Here is a 13,894-nt window from a genome sequence, read left to right on the forward strand (position 1 = left end):
GGTCAGCGACCCCCGGCGATCAGCAGCGGTGCCCCGCCCGGCGCGGACGCCGGGCGCCCGTTCGCGGCAGGTACCCCTAGCAGCGGCGAAGCCGGAACGGTGGACAGCAGTCCGCGCGCCGCCAGCTCCGGCGTGACCCCCTCACCGAACCAGTACGCCTCCTCCAGGTGCGGGTAGCCGGAGAGCACGAAGTGCTCCACACCCAGCGCGTGGTACTCCTCGATCCGGTCCGCGACATCTGCATGACTGCCGACCAGTGCCGTGCCCGCACCGCCCCGCACCAGACCGACACCCGCCCATAGGTTCGGCGAGATCTCCAGCTTGTCGCGCGAGCCGCCGTGCAGGGCCAGCATCCGCTGCTGTCCCACCGACTCGCTCCGTCCCAGCGCCTGCTGTGCGGCGGCGATCGTCTCCGGATCGAGATCGCCGAGCAGTCGGTCCGCCGTCGCCCACGCCTCCTTCGCCGAGTCGCGCGAGATGGTGTGCAGCCGGATCCCGAACCGGACATCGCGACCCTGCTCCTCCGCGAGCCCGCGGATCCAGTCGATCTTCTGCTTCACATCCGCCGGCGGCTCGCCCCAGGTCAGATACGCATCGGCGTGTGCGGCGGCCACGGGCCCGGCCGCCGCCGATGACCCGCCGAAGAAGATCTCCGGCAGCGGGTCCGGCGGCAGCGCCGTCAGTCCGCCCTCCACCTGATAGTGCTCACCGTCGAAGTCGTACGGCTGCCCGCTCCACACACCCCGGACCACCGAGAGGAACTCGGCGGTCCGCGCGTATCGCCGGTCGTGGTCCAGATGGTCGCCGAACCGCCGCTGCTCGGTCGAGTCGCCGCCCGTCACCACATTGAGCAGCAGCCGGCCCCGGGTGATCCGCTGATACGTCGCGGCCATCTGCGCCGCGAGCACCGGCGAGATCACGCCCGGCCGGAAGGCCACCAGGAACTTCAGCCGCTCGGTGTGCTGTGCCAGCGCCACCGTCGTCAGCCAGGCGTCCTCGCACCAGGTGCCGGTCGGCGTCAGCACCGCCTCGAAGCCCAGTTGCTCGGCCGCCTTGGCGATCTGTGCCAGATACTCGATGTCGGGCGCCCGGACCCCGCTCACCGGAGTGATTCGGTCCCGTTTGATCCCGCCGTCGGTGTACGCGTGGCGGTCGACGAGTGTGCGGCCGTCGCCGCCCGTGGGCAGGAACCAGTGCAGATGAACGTTCATGACGTGGCCTTTCCGTACGAGCGGGGGGCTGCCGAGGACGCGGGCAGATCGCGGTTGAACCGGGTGTCGACGTAGTCCTTGAAGGTGAACCGGCGAGGAATGAGTTTCAGATCGGCGAAGGTGTCGGCGATCGCCTGCTCGGACGCGATCGCCGCCGGGTCGACGGCAACGGGCACCCGCGTCCCGTAACTGCGCTTCACGGCGTCCAGAGCGACGGCGTACGGCAGCCCGGTCTCCTTCGCCCAGACCTTTGCCCACGCCTCCGGATGCTTGAACACCCAGCTCTGCGCGCGCTCCAGACGGACCAGCAGGTCACCGATCGCCTTGGACTTCTTGGTGTCCTTCAGGGCCGCGGGAGAGGCGACCTGGAAGCTCAGGCCGTTGACGACCCCCTCGCCCGTGGTCAGCACCCGCGCCTGTCCAGTGCGCAGGATCTGCGAGGTGTACGGATCCCAGATCGCCCAGGCATCGACCTTGCCCCGGTTGAACGCGGCCAGCGCATCGGCCGGCTGAAGGAAGTTCAGCTTTACGTCCGAGAGGCTCAGCCCCGCCTTCTTCAGCGAGGCGACGAGCTGGAAGTGGGCGGAGCTTCCCTGGGCCACCGCAATGGACTTGCCCTTCAGCTGCGCGGGCGTCTTCAGCTCGGAGCCCTTCGGCACCACGATTGCCTCGCCCGCCGACGATCCATGGGAGGCGCCCACCACCACGATCTTCGAGTCGGAACCCGCGGCGAAGACCGGCGGTGTGTTGCCGACACCGCCGATGTCCACGGCCTTGGCGTTCACCGCCTCCAGGAGTGGCGGTCCGGAGGTGAAGGTCGACCATTTGATCCGGTAGTCGAGGTTGTCGAGCTCTCCCGAGGCCCGCAGGATTGCCTCGTAACCTCCTTTCTGGTCACCGACGTTGAGCGTCACGCCGCCCTGGCCGTCGGTGCTGTCCGTGGTGGACGCGGACGAGGCACCACCGCAGGCGGTGAGCAGCAGGGCGAGCGGCAGAAGCAGAGCGGGCAGGGTACGGCGTCTCATGACATGTCTCTTTCCGAAGGTCGAACGCATAGGGAAGGTGTGCTGGTCAGCGGCCGGCCCGGTCAGGCGGCCTTGGCCGGAGCGGCGTCCTCCGCGACACCCAGCTCGGTCAGCAGCCGGGAGCGCAGCGCGGCGAACTCGGGACTGCTCACGGTGCGCGGCCGGTCCAGGTCAACGGGTGTCTCGTACGCGATGGCGCCGTCCCGCATCACCAGCGCACGGTCGGCGAGCAGCAGCGCCTCGTCCACGTCATGTGTGACGAGCAGCACCGCGCAGCCGCGCCGCTGCCAGAGTTCGGCGACCAGTTGCTGCGCCTTGATCCGGGTCAGCGCGTCGAGCGCGCCGAACGGCTCGTCGAGCAGCAGCAGATCGGGTTCGCGCACCAGGGCCCGTGCCAGCGAAGCCCGCTGCGCCTCACCACCTGAGAGCGTCTTGGGCCAGGCCCCGGCTCGCTCAGCGAGCCCGACCTCCTCCAACGCCCGCTCGGCCACGGCCCGGTCGGGCTTGTCTGGCAACCCGAGCAAGACATTGCGCCAGACCCGTTTCCACGGCATCAGTCGAGGCGCCTGGAAGGCAACAGCCCGTCGCTTGGGCACCAGTACCGTGCCCGTGATGTCGCGGTCGAGCCCGGCCAGCACCCGCAGCAGAGTCGACTTCCCGCAGCCGCTGCGTCCGAGCAGCGCGGTGAACTCCCCGGCGCGCAGGGTGAGATCGAGCCCGTCGACGACGGCCCGTCCGTCGAAGGAACGGGTCAGTCCCTCCACCCGCACGGCGGTGTCGTAGGGCCGGGCGCTCACTGGCCCGTGAAGGTCGGTCGCCATTGCAGCAGCAGCCTTTCGAGTGTCCGGACGATGACATCGGCGGTGAGACCGAGGAATGCGTAGACGACCAGGCAGACGACGATGACGTCGGTACGGAAGAACTCCCGGGCCTGGTTCATCAGGAAGCCGATCCCGGCGTCGGCGTTGACGGACTCGCCGAAGACCAGCGCCAGCCAGGCGGTGGCGAGCGAATAGCGCAGCCCCGTCATGGCTCCGGGGAGGGCGCCCGGCAGCACCACATGCCGGATGAGCCCCCAACGCCCGAGTCCCAACGACTGTCCTGCTTCGATGAGTTGCTCGTCGACGCCCCGGATGCCGGCGTACACATTGAGGTAGAGATGGAAGGCCACGCCGAGCGCGATCAGCGCCACCTTCGGGGCCTCACCGATCCCCAGCCAGATGATGAACAGCGGGATCAGCCCTACCCAGGGGACGGTCCGCAGCATCTGCACGGTCGCGTCCACAAGATCCTCGCCGAGCCGGGACAGTCCGGACACCAACGCCAGCGCGGTCCCGACGACGCCACCGAGGACCAGGCCCACGGCAACCCGCTGGAGCGAGATCCCCATCGCGGACGGCAGGGTCCCGTCGGCGATCAGATCCGATCCGGCCCGGGCTATGGTTCCGGGCGACGCGAGCACATCGGGATGCAGGACGCCCGTCGCACTGAGCACCTGCCACAGCGCGAGAAGCAGCACCGGACCGATGGTTCGCCGCAGTGGTCGGGGTACGGGCCGCAGCCGTGAGCCGCGGGCGGACTCCGGCACGACGGGCTCGAGTTCGACTGCCGTTTGAGGATCGGGTGTATCGATTTCCTCTGATATATCCGGCGGGGCGAGGGCGTGGCCAAGGGTCATGAAAGCTCCACGAGCAGTCCACGGACGGGGAGAACGCACGCCTCGACGGCCCGGTGCCCCGACGGCGGACCCGCTACGGCGCGGGAGCTACGACAGGGGCGGGGTGAGACGGCGTACGACGAGGCGCTTACGGCAACAGAGGGGTGCGCAAGCCAGGTGTGGGCCGAAAGACCCCTTGTTCACCTGCGGAATACGTGCTGAAGGAACGTCAGCAACCGCGACAACACGCGGCAGAGGCCACCCGCAGCAGGTCGATGTGACCGCGCGAAGTGAGCAGAGCTGAACGGAACATGTCGCCGAACGTAGCGACGCAGCTCGGAACCGGTCAATGCCGTCTCGGCACGTGGACGCACCATCTCGCGCCAGGAGCGAGAAGATGGGGGCATGCCCGATGCCTTCACCACCAGCGTTCTGCACCTCACGACCGGTGACACAGAGACGGTCACCGACCTGACGAACGACTGCGAACGGTTCCTCACCCGCGCCGCCGTCGGCCGGGACGGCCTCCTCAACATCTTCGTGCCCCACGCAACCGCCGGAATCGCCATCCTGGAAACCGGCGCAGGAAGCGACGACGACCTCCTCGCCACCCTCCACACACTGCTGCCCGCGGACGACCGCTACCAACACCGCCACGGCAGCCCCGGCCACGGCCGCGACCACGTGCTGCCGGCCCTCATCGCGCCACACGCCACTCTGCCGGTGATCGGCGGACGGCTGGAACTGGGGACGTGGCAGTCGGTGTGCCTGGTCGACACGAACAAGGACAACCCCAGCCGTCAGGTTCGGCTGAGCTTCTTGGGCTGATCGAGATCGCTCGCGGAGCTCCTGCCGCCGACGAGAACGGCCCCTACGACTGCCTCGTCGCCGCCGTGGTGGACCGACTCGGCCAGTGGGCAAGCAATCGGTCGGCCGGCGAGGACGCCGCGCGCATCTCCAGGACCGCCCGCGTTGACCCGTCGGAGTGAAGTTGACCGGCACTCCCGAGCACGCCAGAACTCTCTGGATGAAGGGGAGATGAGAGAAATTCACCCGCCATGCCGACGTGTGGTCCCCTTCGGGTCAACTCTTCTCAGAGGATCCTCATCCTGGGCGCCCGGATGCAGTACCGACGGGGCGGCACGCCGCGACTCCTGGCAAGACCGCTCTGAACGAGGGCCCGGGACATCGTGATTCCGCGCCGGAACGCCCGGCACGGAAGGGACGAACGAACAATGAATCTCACCATCAAGCGCGCCGTCGTCACCGCGGTCGCCGCGATCTCGGTACTCGCGGGATCGGCGACCGTCGCGAGCGCCGCCTCCCCGCACGACGGCCCGAAGCATCACTGCAAGCACGGGAAGTTCACCCAGCACGGGAATTCCACCCGGCACGGGAAGTTCACCAAGATCCGCCACGACGGCCGGCACCACCACACGATGCACCTGAAGGGCCACCGCCTGCCCGTCAAGATCCTCCTGACGAAGCGGCTCGCGAACAGGTCGCATTGATTCCGGCCCTCACGGCGCCCCTGTGCGAGCCACGCACGGGGGCGCCGCCGTGTCCGATGTGGCATGTGGTGACAGCTTTGAAGGGTGTCTGCCATGTCCTCGCCAGGGCCGTGTTGGAGGACGGGAGCCGGCCGGCTCTTGAGGTGTGCGATGCCGTGCTCAACACGGATACGGCGCGAGGAGTGGGCCCAGCGCCGTGAACCAGCGGTGCGGTGGAGTCATCACACGCCCGGCCGTCCGGGCGACCAGCCCCTGGTGGCCACCGGCATCGTCAAGGACTTCGGCCGATCAGGTGCCGATACCGCGATTCTGCGTAATCCCTTCGAGTAATGCGTTACTCGTAAAGGGCGAACCGGAACAATAAGGGACGGGTGACGGAAGGGAGACCGACGGGAGAGTGGTACATGCCCCTGCGGAAACGTAAGGCGCAGCTGAGGACCCGGGCCGGGAAGGCGGCCGTCGGTGGATACGGTGCGATGGATGCGCGCCTGCCCGTCAGCGAGCTGGGCGGACAGTTGCTGCGCAAGGCCTTTCCCGACCACTGGTCCTTTCTCCTCGGCGAGATCGCCCTCTACTCGTTCGTGGTTCTGCTCCTGACCGGCGTGTACCTCACCCTGTTCTTCGACCCGAGCATGATGGAGACCGTCTACACCGGTTCCTATGCGCCCCTTCAGGGCGTGAGGATGACGCAGGCCTACACCACCACCCTCAACATCAGTTTTGACGTGCGCGGAGGCCTGCTGATCCGTCAGATCCACCACTGGGCGGCACTGGTGTTCGTCGCCGCGATCGCCGTCCATTTGCTGCGGATCTTCTTCACCGGCGCCTTCCGTAAGCCGCGGGAGGCCAACTGGGTCGTGGGCGTGACACTGTTCGTACTCGCGCTCCTCGAAGGATTCGCGGGCTACTCGCTGCCCGACGATCTGCTGTCCGGTACGGGTCTGAGGACGGCGGCCACCATTGTGGGGTCGATCCCCGTCGTCGGAACGTACGTGGAGCTGTTCGTCTTCGGCGGACAGTTCCCGGGCAATGACGTGATCCCTCGTCTGTACGCCGTGCACATCCTGCTCGTGCCCGGCCTGATCGTGGCGCTGATCACCGTTCATCTCATGCTGGTGGTCCACCTCAAGCACACCCACTGGGCGGCGCAGGGGAAGACCAACAAGAACGCCGTCGGCTCACCGGCGTTCCCGCAATTCACCGCGAAGACCACAGGCTTCTTCCTCATGGTGTTCGGCGTACTGGCCCTGCTGGGCGGGCTCGCCCAGATCAACCCCGTATGGAACTACGGCCCCTACCGCGCCGACCAGGTTTCCGGTAACGCACAGCCGGACTGGTATGTCGGGTTCCTGGAGGGCGCGCTCCGGCTGATGCCGCCATGGGAGACCGACATCGCGGGTCACACCATCATGTGGAATGTGTTCATTCCGACGCTCGTGCTGCCGGGCGTGGTCTTCATGGTGCTGTTTCTCTATCCCTTCTTCGAGAAGTGGGTGACGGGTGACCGCAGGGAACACCATCTGTGCGACCGGCCGCGCAACCGGTCGACCCGCACCGGGCTCGGCGTGGCGGCCATCGTCTTCTACGCCGTTCTCCTGGTCGCCGGCGGCAACGACGTCGTCGCCTACTCGTTCAGGGTTTCGATCGAGGTCATGACCTGGATCCTCAGGATCGCGCTGATCGCCGCCCCGCTCCTGGCGTTCGCGCTGACCAAACGCCTCTGCCTCGCCCTGCAGATGCGGGACCGCCGCCGGCTGACCGAGGGTGAGGAGACCGGCCAGGTGACCCAATCGGTGAGCGGCGACCTCTCGGAGAGCCACCGCGGCCTGAGCCCGACGGACCGCTACCGCATCCTGATGCGTGATGTCCCGACGCCCCTGGAGCTCCCCGCGGAGGGCCCGGTCTCGCGTCGGCGACGGCTTCGGACCGTGCTGAGCGGGTGGTACTACAGGGACCTCGTGGACCTGCCCGTCACGGACGAGCAACGGTCCCGGATCGCCGAGCGGACGTCGCCGCCGGAGCGGGTTCGCGAGCCCGAGGACTGAGAGCCGCCGTCAGCCCTGCACACGCGCGTACTGGAAGACCATTCCGAACACCCCCGCCAGGACCACGCCCAGGCCGATCAGGAAGAGCCACAGACCGAACACCACACCGAGAGCGAGCAGGGCCATCCCGGCGGCTGTCAGCGACGGCCAGATGCTGTGCGGCGAAAAGAAGTCCACCGGACCGGACCGATCCTGGATCTGCCCGTCCCCGCGGTCCTCGGGGCGCAGCCCCTTCCTCCGGTAGTTGGTGGCGAAGAAGAACGTGACCAGCAGCGCCATGAGGAACGAGATGGTGAGCGCCGCCGTGCCTGTCGGATCCCGGGACCACACGGCGTAGAGAACATCGGTCACGAGAAAGAACCCCGCGACTCCGGCGAAGAGAATGGCCTCGGTCTTCATTCGCCGGACTCCTCATCGGCGCCCGAAATGGAGTGGGACCCGCCTCGGCCGAGGCCCGCCTTCTCCTTCAGGGGGTGGTGCAGGTCGAAGGCCGGTGAGTCGGAACGTACGCGGGGCAATGCCCGGAAATTGTGCCTCGGGGGTGGACAGGAGGTCGCCCACTCCAGGGAACGGCCGAACCCCCACGGGTCGTCCAGTTCGACCTTCGGTGCGTAACGGCTGGTGTGCCACACGTTGTACAGGAACGGCAGTGTCGACAGGCCGAGCACAAAGGAGCCGATGGACGAGACCGTATTGAGCACGGTGAAGCCGTCCGCTGCGAGATAGTCGGCGTAACGGCGGGGCATTCCGGCCTCCCCCAGCCAGTGCTGGACCAGGAAAGTCAGCTGAAAGCCGACGAACAAGGTCCAGAAATGGATACGCCCGATGCGTTCATCCAGCATGCGTCCGGTGAACTTGGGCCACCAGAAGTAGAAACCGCCGAACATCGCGAAGACCACTGTTCCGAAGAGCACGTAATGGAGGTGGGCGACGATGAAGTATGAATCGGTGAGGTGGAAGTCCAGTGGGGGCGAGGCGATCAGCACCCCGCTGAGGCCGCCGAGGAGAAATGTCACGAGGAAGCCGATCGCCCAGAGCATGGGTGTCTCGAACGTGATACTGCCGTGCCACATGGTGCCGATCCAGTTGAAGAACTTGACACCGGTGGGCACGGCGATGATGAACGACATGGCGGAGAAGAACGGCAGGAGAACGGCTCCCGTGGCGAACATGTGATGGGCCCAGACAACCGCCGAGAGCATGGTGATGCTGATCGTGGCCATGACCATTCCGAAATACCCGAACATCGGCTTCCGGCTGAACGCGGGAATGATTTCGCTCACCACTCCGAAGAAGGGCAACGCGACAATGTAGACCTCGGGATGGCCGAAGAACCAGAACAGGTGCTGCCACAGCAGTGCCCCGCCGTTGGCGGAGTCGAAGACATGCGCCCCGAACTTCCGATCGGCTTCGAGGGCGAGCAGCGTGGCAGCGAGCACCGGAAACGCGAGCAGCGCGAGGATCGAGGTGAACAGAACGTTCCAGGTGAAGATCGGCATCCGGAACATGGTCATACCGGGGGCACGCAGACAGACGATCGTGGTGATGAAATTGACCGATGCCAGGGTCGTACTGATCCCCGACAGCACCAGGCCCATGGTCCAGAGGTCTCCGCCGGCACCGGGGGAGAAGACGGCACTGTTCAGCGGGGCGTAGGCGAACCAGCCGAAGTGTGCCGCGCCGCCGGGCACCACGAATCCGGACACCACGATGATTCCGCCGAACAGGAAGAGCCAGTAGGTGAGCGCGTTCAGGCGAGGGAAGGCGACGTCGGGCGCGCCGATCTGCAGCGGCATGATGGCGTTCGCGAAGCCGCCGAACATAGGCGTGGCGAACAGCAGCATCATGACGGTGCCGTGGATCGTGAACAGCTGGTTGTACTGTTCCGCGCTGACGATCTGAAGTCCTGGCCGGGCCAGCTCCGCCCGCATGAGCATGGCCAACACTCCGCCCAGCAGGAAGAACCCGAACGCGGTGACCATGTAGAGATTGCCGATGACCTTGTGGTCCGTGGTCGTCAGCCACCCCATGAGTCTCACACCGGCACTGATGCGCTTGTTGACCACCGGCTCGGCCGGCGCGGCTTCCTGCAGGTCCTGCGCCATCGGTTCTCCGTCCCTCCCGGTTGACTCGATGGTGGAGCCTGCCGGCAAGGACGGCCGTACGACTGGCGGTGTCACCCTCGAATTTCACCGGATCACCGGTGAAATTCGAGGGTGTGCCCCGGGGCACCCGCCGGATGCCCGCCGTCGACCGGGCCAGGGCCGATGCGGCACGCGCAACTGATCGGTGGCGGTCTCATTCCGCTCGTCCGGCGCCGCAGGGACTCATTGTCCGGGGGACGCCACATAGACGGCGAGGTCCGTGCCCCCGCGCAGCGGTGGCAGGGATTCGGGGCGCCAGGCGCGGGCGTAGGCGGGTGGCTTGTGCCCGGGAGCCACGATCACCGCGACAGGGGTGCGACGGGCTGCCGCGCGCAGACCGTCGGTGGTGATGCTCCCGTCGTGGCCGCCGACCTGTCGCGACGCGCAGCCGGCGTAGTAGCCGATCGGCACCGCGTCGAAACCGGTGACCACACAGGGTGGGCGCACCCCCAGAAGGTGCAGCCGGTCGGCGATCGCCGTGTACTCCTGCCGCGCCACGCGGCTGCGGGCGACGACATGGCCGAGTACCCAGTACTGGACGGCGAAGTGACCGGCCAGGGCGTACGCGAGCAACACGGCGACCGACGGCCGCCACCCGGGGCGGACGGAGGTGAACAGACCGCGCAGGCACTCGGCGACGGGAAGCGCCAGCAGAGCGTAGGTGGGGAGCAGGAACCGGGGGGCAGCGTAGTCGATCATGAACAGGTAGGGCGTCGCCATGGACGCCGCGACCACGGTCGCGAGGACGGCGGCAGGGCGGCGCGGGCCGGCGGCGACGATGCCGCCCGCTGTGAGCAGCGGCAGCGCGAACCACCATGCCGCGGTGACCGGGTGCTTCCAGGGCACCTCGCACGGGCGGCACAGAGTCCGCCCGTCCAAGGCTCGAATCTGATCGTCGACGGCCAGATGTCGGCCCAGGCCGCCTTGGATCTCGCTGGCGCGGTGCAACCGGGCGGCCACGCCGCCGTAGTGCAGCTGGGCTTCGATGATCCATGGTGCCAAGCCGAGGAGAAGGGCGGCGACGAGCACGGCCGGCACGGCCGGGCGCCGCCAGCCCGGTACCGCCGGAGCTGCCACGACCAGAGGCAGGACCAGGTAGCAGGCATCCGAGGGCCGCATGAGGGCGACCAGAACCACACCGGCGCCGAGGCCGGCGAGCGCCTTGCCGTCGGTCGTTTCCCTGACTGCTCGGAGGAAGCAGCCCACGGCGGCCAGCGACCCCAGGGCGCACCACAGGTTGGGCATCGCCATCGGGCCGTAGTACAGGGTGATCCATAGCCCGGCGAACATCGCGCCCGCCGCGGCGAGAACCGCGGGTGGCAGAAGGCGACGCCAGACCCACAGGGCGACGAAGAGCCCGAATCCGGAGCACAGCGCCAGATACACGTGCAGCGCGGCCGTGGAGGAGGTCAGCGCGGCCACGGGTGCGACCAGGTACGAAATTCCCCGCGCTCGGGGCGCACTGAAGAACGCGGCCGGAACATCCCGGCTGACCTGGCTGACGTAGACGGTCTCGTCCCAGCCGAGTCCCGAGCCGGGCACCACCAGCACCAGCTGAACGAAAGTGAAGGCGGCGGCGACGGCCGCCAGCCAGGGAAACGGGCGGCCGTACGTGTTGTCGGCACGGGAGAGCCGCATCTGCGCCACTCGCGGGCCGACGGCCAGTCGGTCGGGCATGGATCAGTCCTCCACGGCAACGGAGAGCGGGCCGGGCTCTGTGCGCAACTCTGCGAGTGCCGGGCGCAACTGACCATCGTTGATCGGCCATGTGGGGCACGCGCCGTGCCGGGCGTGCGGTGGAGGAGAGGCGAATGGCAGGCGGCTCACCCGGCGATCACGGGGTCAGCCGGCGGGAGACGAGACGGGTCCCGTGCTTTTCTGGGCGGTGAACCTGTTCGACCCGGAGGCGGTCGCCCTGGGCGGGCCGTTCCGAGGGCTGATGCCGTGGCGCGGTGCGCCCTCGGACGCCCGGCTCACCGCCCGGGTGGTGCACGAGGACTCGATCGCAGGACGGGCCGGATTCAGGCCCGTCCTGCGATCGAGGACATTGTTTACGGCCGGTGCGCGGCGATCAGCTGCTGATACCAGCGGTAGCTGTCCTTCGGGGTCCGCTCCTGGGTGTCGTAGTCGACCCGGATGATCCCGAACCGCTTCGCATAGCCGAGCGCCCACTCGAAGTTGTCCAGCAGCGACCAGACGTAGTAGCCGCGTACGTCGACACCGGCGTCCATCGCCGCCTTCAGAGCGGTCAGGTGACTCTGCAGGTAGCTCACCCGGTCGGCGTCGTGGACGGCACCGTCCGGGCCGACGGTGTCGAACTCGGCCGAGCCGTTCTCGGTGATGTGCACCGGCGGCAGGGCGTCACCGTACGTCCGCTTCAGCGCGGTCAGCAGATCGGTGAAGGACTCGGGGACGACCGGCCAGCCCATCGCTGTGCGCCGGACGCCCGGGTACTCCGTCTCGGTGTACCGGTTGTCCGTGGCGACGCGCAGCGCCGGGTCGGCCTCGCGGTGAGGGGCGGCGGCGACCACGATGGGCCGGTAGTAGTTGATGCCCAGGAAGTCCAGGGGCTGGGAGATCAGCTCCAGATCACCCTCACGGCGGAAGTCCTGCGCGGTGATCAGCTCGCCCCAGGTCTCCTCATCGGTCGCCGGGTAGCGGCCCGCGAGGATCGGCTCGGTCCACACCAGGTTGTGCTGGGTGTCGGCGCGGACGACGGCGGCGAGGTCGGCGTCCGATTCGGTGGCCGGGACGTTGCGGTCCAGGTTGAGCGTGATCCCCGCCTCGCGGACACCCGCGGCGCGCAGCGCCTTCATCGCCAGGCCGTGACCGACGAGCAGATGATGCGCGGCGGCCAGCGCCCCGGTGCCCTCCTTGGCACCCGGCGCGTGCCGGCCCACGGAGTAGCCGAGGAAGGCGCTGCACCACGGCTCGTTGAGCGTGATCCAGCGCGGCACCCGGTCGCCGAGGTGCTCGGCGACGATCGACGTGTACTCGCCGAACCGCTCCGCGGTCTCCCGCACCCGCCAGCCGCCTCGGTCCTCCAGGGCCTGGGGCAGGTCCCAGTGGTAGAGGGTGGCGGCCGGTTCGATGCCCGCTTCGAGCAGTGAGTCGACGAGCCGGGAGTAGAAGTCCAGGCCCTTCTGGTTGGCCGGCCCGCCGCCGTCGGGCTGGATCCGCGGCCAGGCGATGGAGAAGCGGTACGACTCCACGCCCAGGTCGCGAAGGAGCGCGATGTCCTCGGGGTAGCGGTGGTAGTGGTCGCAGGCCACGTCACCTGTGTCGCCGCCGTCCGTCTTACCGGGCGTGTGGCTGTAGGTGTCCCAGATGGAGGGGCCGCGGCCGTCCTCCTGCGCGGCGCCCTCGATCTGGTACGAAGCCGTTGCCGCGCCGAAGACGAATCCGGGCGGGAAGGCGGGGAACTCACTCATCACGGACCTTACTTGACGGAGCCACCGGAGATACCGGCAGCGATGTACTTCTGGGCGAGGACGAGCAGGATCGCCGCGGGGATCGCGGACAGCACGGCCGCGGCCATGACCGAACCCCAGTCACCGACGTGCGCGCCTATGTACTGGTAGATGCCCAGAGTGATCGGCTTGACGTCGTCGGTGGTGTTCAGCGTGAGGGCGAACATGAAGTCGCTCCACGCGTACAGGAACGAGAACAGACCGGCGGTGATCAGCGAGTTGCGGCTCATCGGCAGCACGACCTGGACGAAGGTACGGAAGCGTCCCGCACCGTCGACCTCGGCGGCTTCGATGACCTCGCGCGGGATGGCCACCATGAACGAGCGCATCAGCACGATCGCGAACGGGATGCCCAGCGAGGCATCCGCCAGCATCAGGCCGAAGTACGAGTTGACCAGCCCGAGGTCCACGTAAGCGCTGTACAGGGCGTTGGCGATGACGATGCCCGGGACCATCTGGGTGATGAGCGTGCCGAAGACGATCACCTTGGTGCCCGGCAGCTTGAACTGGGCAAGCGCGTAGGCGGCGGGCGCGGAGATGGCCAGACAGATGGCGACGGCGCCGAGTGCGACGGCCAGCGAGGTCAGCAGATTGGTGCCCTGCTCGCTGATGGCCGAGCTGAAGCCGGACAGGTCCAGACTGTGCGGGATCGCGTCCACTTCCAGCAGCCCGGACTCGGGCTGCAGCGCGGTGTTGATCATCCAGTAGAGCGGGAAGAGCATCACGCAGAGGATGACGAGGCCCGCGATCATGGAGCCCCAGCGGCGCTTCGGCCTGTTCCGGTCGGCCTGCGACGGGACAGCGGGGGTGTGGGTGATGGTCGCCATGCCG

Annotated in this window: 13 protein-coding genes; 3 read left to right on the forward strand and 10 right to left on the reverse strand. The window is 68.0% G+C overall.

Translation table 11 applies throughout. The features are described from left to right. Nucleotides 1–2: 2 nt before the first annotated feature. From OHA88_RS37670 to OHA88_RS44735, 5 genes are all read right to left on the reverse strand, one after another. Entirely contained in the window at nucleotides 3–1,211 is a 1,209-nt protein-coding gene (locus tag OHA88_RS37670) for an LLM class flavin-dependent oxidoreductase (RefSeq protein WP_328628790.1), read from the reverse strand. Continuing rightward, nucleotides 1,208–2,236, reverse strand: a complete 1,029-nt coding sequence (locus tag OHA88_RS37675) for an ABC transporter substrate-binding protein (RefSeq protein WP_328628791.1) — start codon at nucleotides 2,234–2,236, stop codon at nucleotides 1,208–1,210. The genes OHA88_RS37670 and OHA88_RS37675 overlap by 4 nt, the downstream gene beginning before the upstream one ends. Before the next feature lie 62 nt (nucleotides 2,237–2,298). Beyond that, nucleotides 2,299–3,057 (reverse strand): ABC transporter ATP-binding protein, encoded by a 759-nt coding sequence (locus OHA88_RS37680; protein ID WP_328628792.1) that lies wholly within the window; start codon nucleotides 3,055–3,057, stop codon nucleotides 2,299–2,301. Continuing rightward, nucleotides 3,030–3,914 (reverse strand): ABC transporter permease, encoded by an 885-nt coding sequence (locus OHA88_RS37685; protein ID WP_328628793.1) that lies wholly within the window; start codon nucleotides 3,912–3,914, stop codon nucleotides 3,030–3,032. The genes OHA88_RS37680 and OHA88_RS37685 overlap by 28 nt, the downstream gene beginning before the upstream one ends. 208 nt (nucleotides 3,915–4,122) lie before the next feature. Further along, nucleotides 4,123–4,206 (reverse strand): putative leader peptide, encoded by an 84-nt coding sequence (locus OHA88_RS44735; RefSeq protein ID WP_311307964.1) that lies wholly within the window; start codon nucleotides 4,204–4,206, stop codon nucleotides 4,123–4,125. 92 nt (nucleotides 4,207–4,298) lie between these two features. Between OHA88_RS44735 and OHA88_RS37690 the strand changes: the two genes are divergently transcribed. From OHA88_RS37690 to qcrB, 3 genes are all read left to right on the forward strand, one after another. Next, entirely contained in the window at nucleotides 4,299–4,721 is a 423-nt protein-coding gene (locus OHA88_RS37690; RefSeq protein ID WP_328628794.1) for a secondary thiamine-phosphate synthase enzyme YjbQ, read from the forward strand. Nucleotides 4,722–5,128: 407 nt separating this feature from the next. Next, nucleotides 5,129–5,404: a hypothetical protein gene (locus OHA88_RS37695; RefSeq protein ID WP_328628795.1), complete on the forward strand. Its 276-nt coding sequence runs from the start codon at nucleotides 5,129–5,131 to the stop codon at nucleotides 5,402–5,404. Nucleotides 5,405–5,808: 404 nt separating this feature from the next. Then, nucleotides 5,809–7,449, forward strand: a complete 1,641-nt coding sequence (gene qcrB / locus OHA88_RS37700; RefSeq protein ID WP_328628796.1) for a cytochrome bc1 complex cytochrome b subunit — start codon at nucleotides 5,809–5,811, stop codon at nucleotides 7,447–7,449. Nucleotides 7,450–7,458: 9 nt separating this feature from the next. Here qcrB and OHA88_RS37705 read toward each other — a convergent pair whose 3' ends face one another. From OHA88_RS37705 to OHA88_RS37725, 5 genes are all read right to left on the reverse strand, one after another. Further along, nucleotides 7,459–7,848, reverse strand: a complete 390-nt coding sequence (locus OHA88_RS37705) for a cytochrome c oxidase subunit 4 (RefSeq protein ID WP_326602211.1) — start codon at nucleotides 7,846–7,848, stop codon at nucleotides 7,459–7,461. Further along, a complete protein-coding gene (ctaD, locus tag OHA88_RS37710) occupies nucleotides 7,845–9,554 on the reverse strand; it encodes an aa3-type cytochrome oxidase subunit I (RefSeq protein WP_443044324.1) in 1,710 nt (569 codons plus the stop codon). Before ctaD ends, OHA88_RS37705 begins: the two co-directional genes overlap by 4 nt. A 222-nt stretch (nucleotides 9,555–9,776) precedes the next feature. Beyond that, entirely contained in the window at nucleotides 9,777–11,270 is a 1,494-nt protein-coding gene (locus tag OHA88_RS37715; protein ID WP_328628797.1) for a hypothetical protein, read from the reverse strand. A gap of 374 nt (nucleotides 11,271–11,644) precedes the next feature. Next, entirely contained in the window at nucleotides 11,645–13,024 is a 1,380-nt protein-coding gene (locus OHA88_RS37720) for a GH1 family beta-glucosidase (protein ID WP_328628798.1), read from the reverse strand. Between the two features lie 8 nt (nucleotides 13,025–13,032). Continuing rightward, nucleotides 13,033–13,890 carry a carbohydrate ABC transporter permease gene (locus OHA88_RS37725; protein ID WP_326602208.1) on the reverse strand — a complete coding sequence of 286 codons (858 nt, stop codon included), beginning with the start codon at nucleotides 13,888–13,890 and terminating at the stop codon, nucleotides 13,033–13,035. Nucleotides 13,891–13,894: the final 4 nt, after the last annotated feature.

This window comes from Streptomyces sp. NBC_00353, assembly GCF_036108815.1.
Classification (GTDB): domain Bacteria; phylum Actinomycetota; class Actinomycetes; order Streptomycetales; family Streptomycetaceae; genus Streptomyces.

Excerpts from the sequence above, each read along its gene's own strand:
- OHA88_RS37670 (WP_328628790.1), bottom strand. The coding sequence starts at position 1,211 with ATGAACGTTCATCTGCACTGGTTCCTGCCCACGGGCGGCGACGGCCGC.
- OHA88_RS37675 (WP_328628791.1), bottom strand. The coding sequence starts at position 2,236 with ATGAGACGCCGTACCCTGCCCGCTCTGCTTCTGCCGCTCGCCCTGCTG.
- OHA88_RS37680 (WP_328628792.1), bottom strand. The coding sequence starts at position 3,057 with ATGGCGACCGACCTTCACGGGCCAGTGAGCGCCCGGCCCTACGACACC.
- OHA88_RS37685 (WP_328628793.1), bottom strand. The coding sequence starts at position 3,914 with ATGACCCTTGGCCACGCCCTCGCCCCGCCGGATATATCAGAGGAAATC.
- OHA88_RS44735 (WP_311307964.1), bottom strand. The coding sequence starts at position 4,206 with ATGTTCCGTTCAGCTCTGCTCACTTCGCGCGGTCACATCGACCTGCTG.
- OHA88_RS37690 (WP_328628794.1), top strand. The coding sequence starts at position 4,299 with ATGCCCGATGCCTTCACCACCAGCGTTCTGCACCTCACGACCGGTGAC.
- OHA88_RS37695 (WP_328628795.1), top strand. The coding sequence starts at position 5,129 with ATGAATCTCACCATCAAGCGCGCCGTCGTCACCGCGGTCGCCGCGATC.
- qcrB (WP_328628796.1), top strand. The coding sequence starts at position 5,809 with ATGCCCCTGCGGAAACGTAAGGCGCAGCTGAGGACCCGGGCCGGGAAG.
- OHA88_RS37705 (WP_326602211.1), bottom strand. The coding sequence starts at position 7,848 with ATGAAGACCGAGGCCATTCTCTTCGCCGGAGTCGCGGGGTTCTTTCTC.
- ctaD (WP_443044324.1), bottom strand. The coding sequence starts at position 9,554 with ATGGCGCAGGACCTGCAGGAAGCCGCGCCGGCCGAGCCGGTGGTCAAC.
- OHA88_RS37715 (WP_328628797.1), bottom strand. The coding sequence starts at position 11,270 with ATGCCCGACCGACTGGCCGTCGGCCCGCGAGTGGCGCAGATGCGGCTC.
- OHA88_RS37720 (WP_328628798.1), bottom strand. The coding sequence starts at position 13,024 with ATGAGTGAGTTCCCCGCCTTCCCGCCCGGATTCGTCTTCGGCGCGGCA.
- OHA88_RS37725 (WP_326602208.1), bottom strand. The coding sequence starts at position 13,890 with ATGGCGACCATCACCCACACCCCCGCTGTCCCGTCGCAGGCCGACCGG.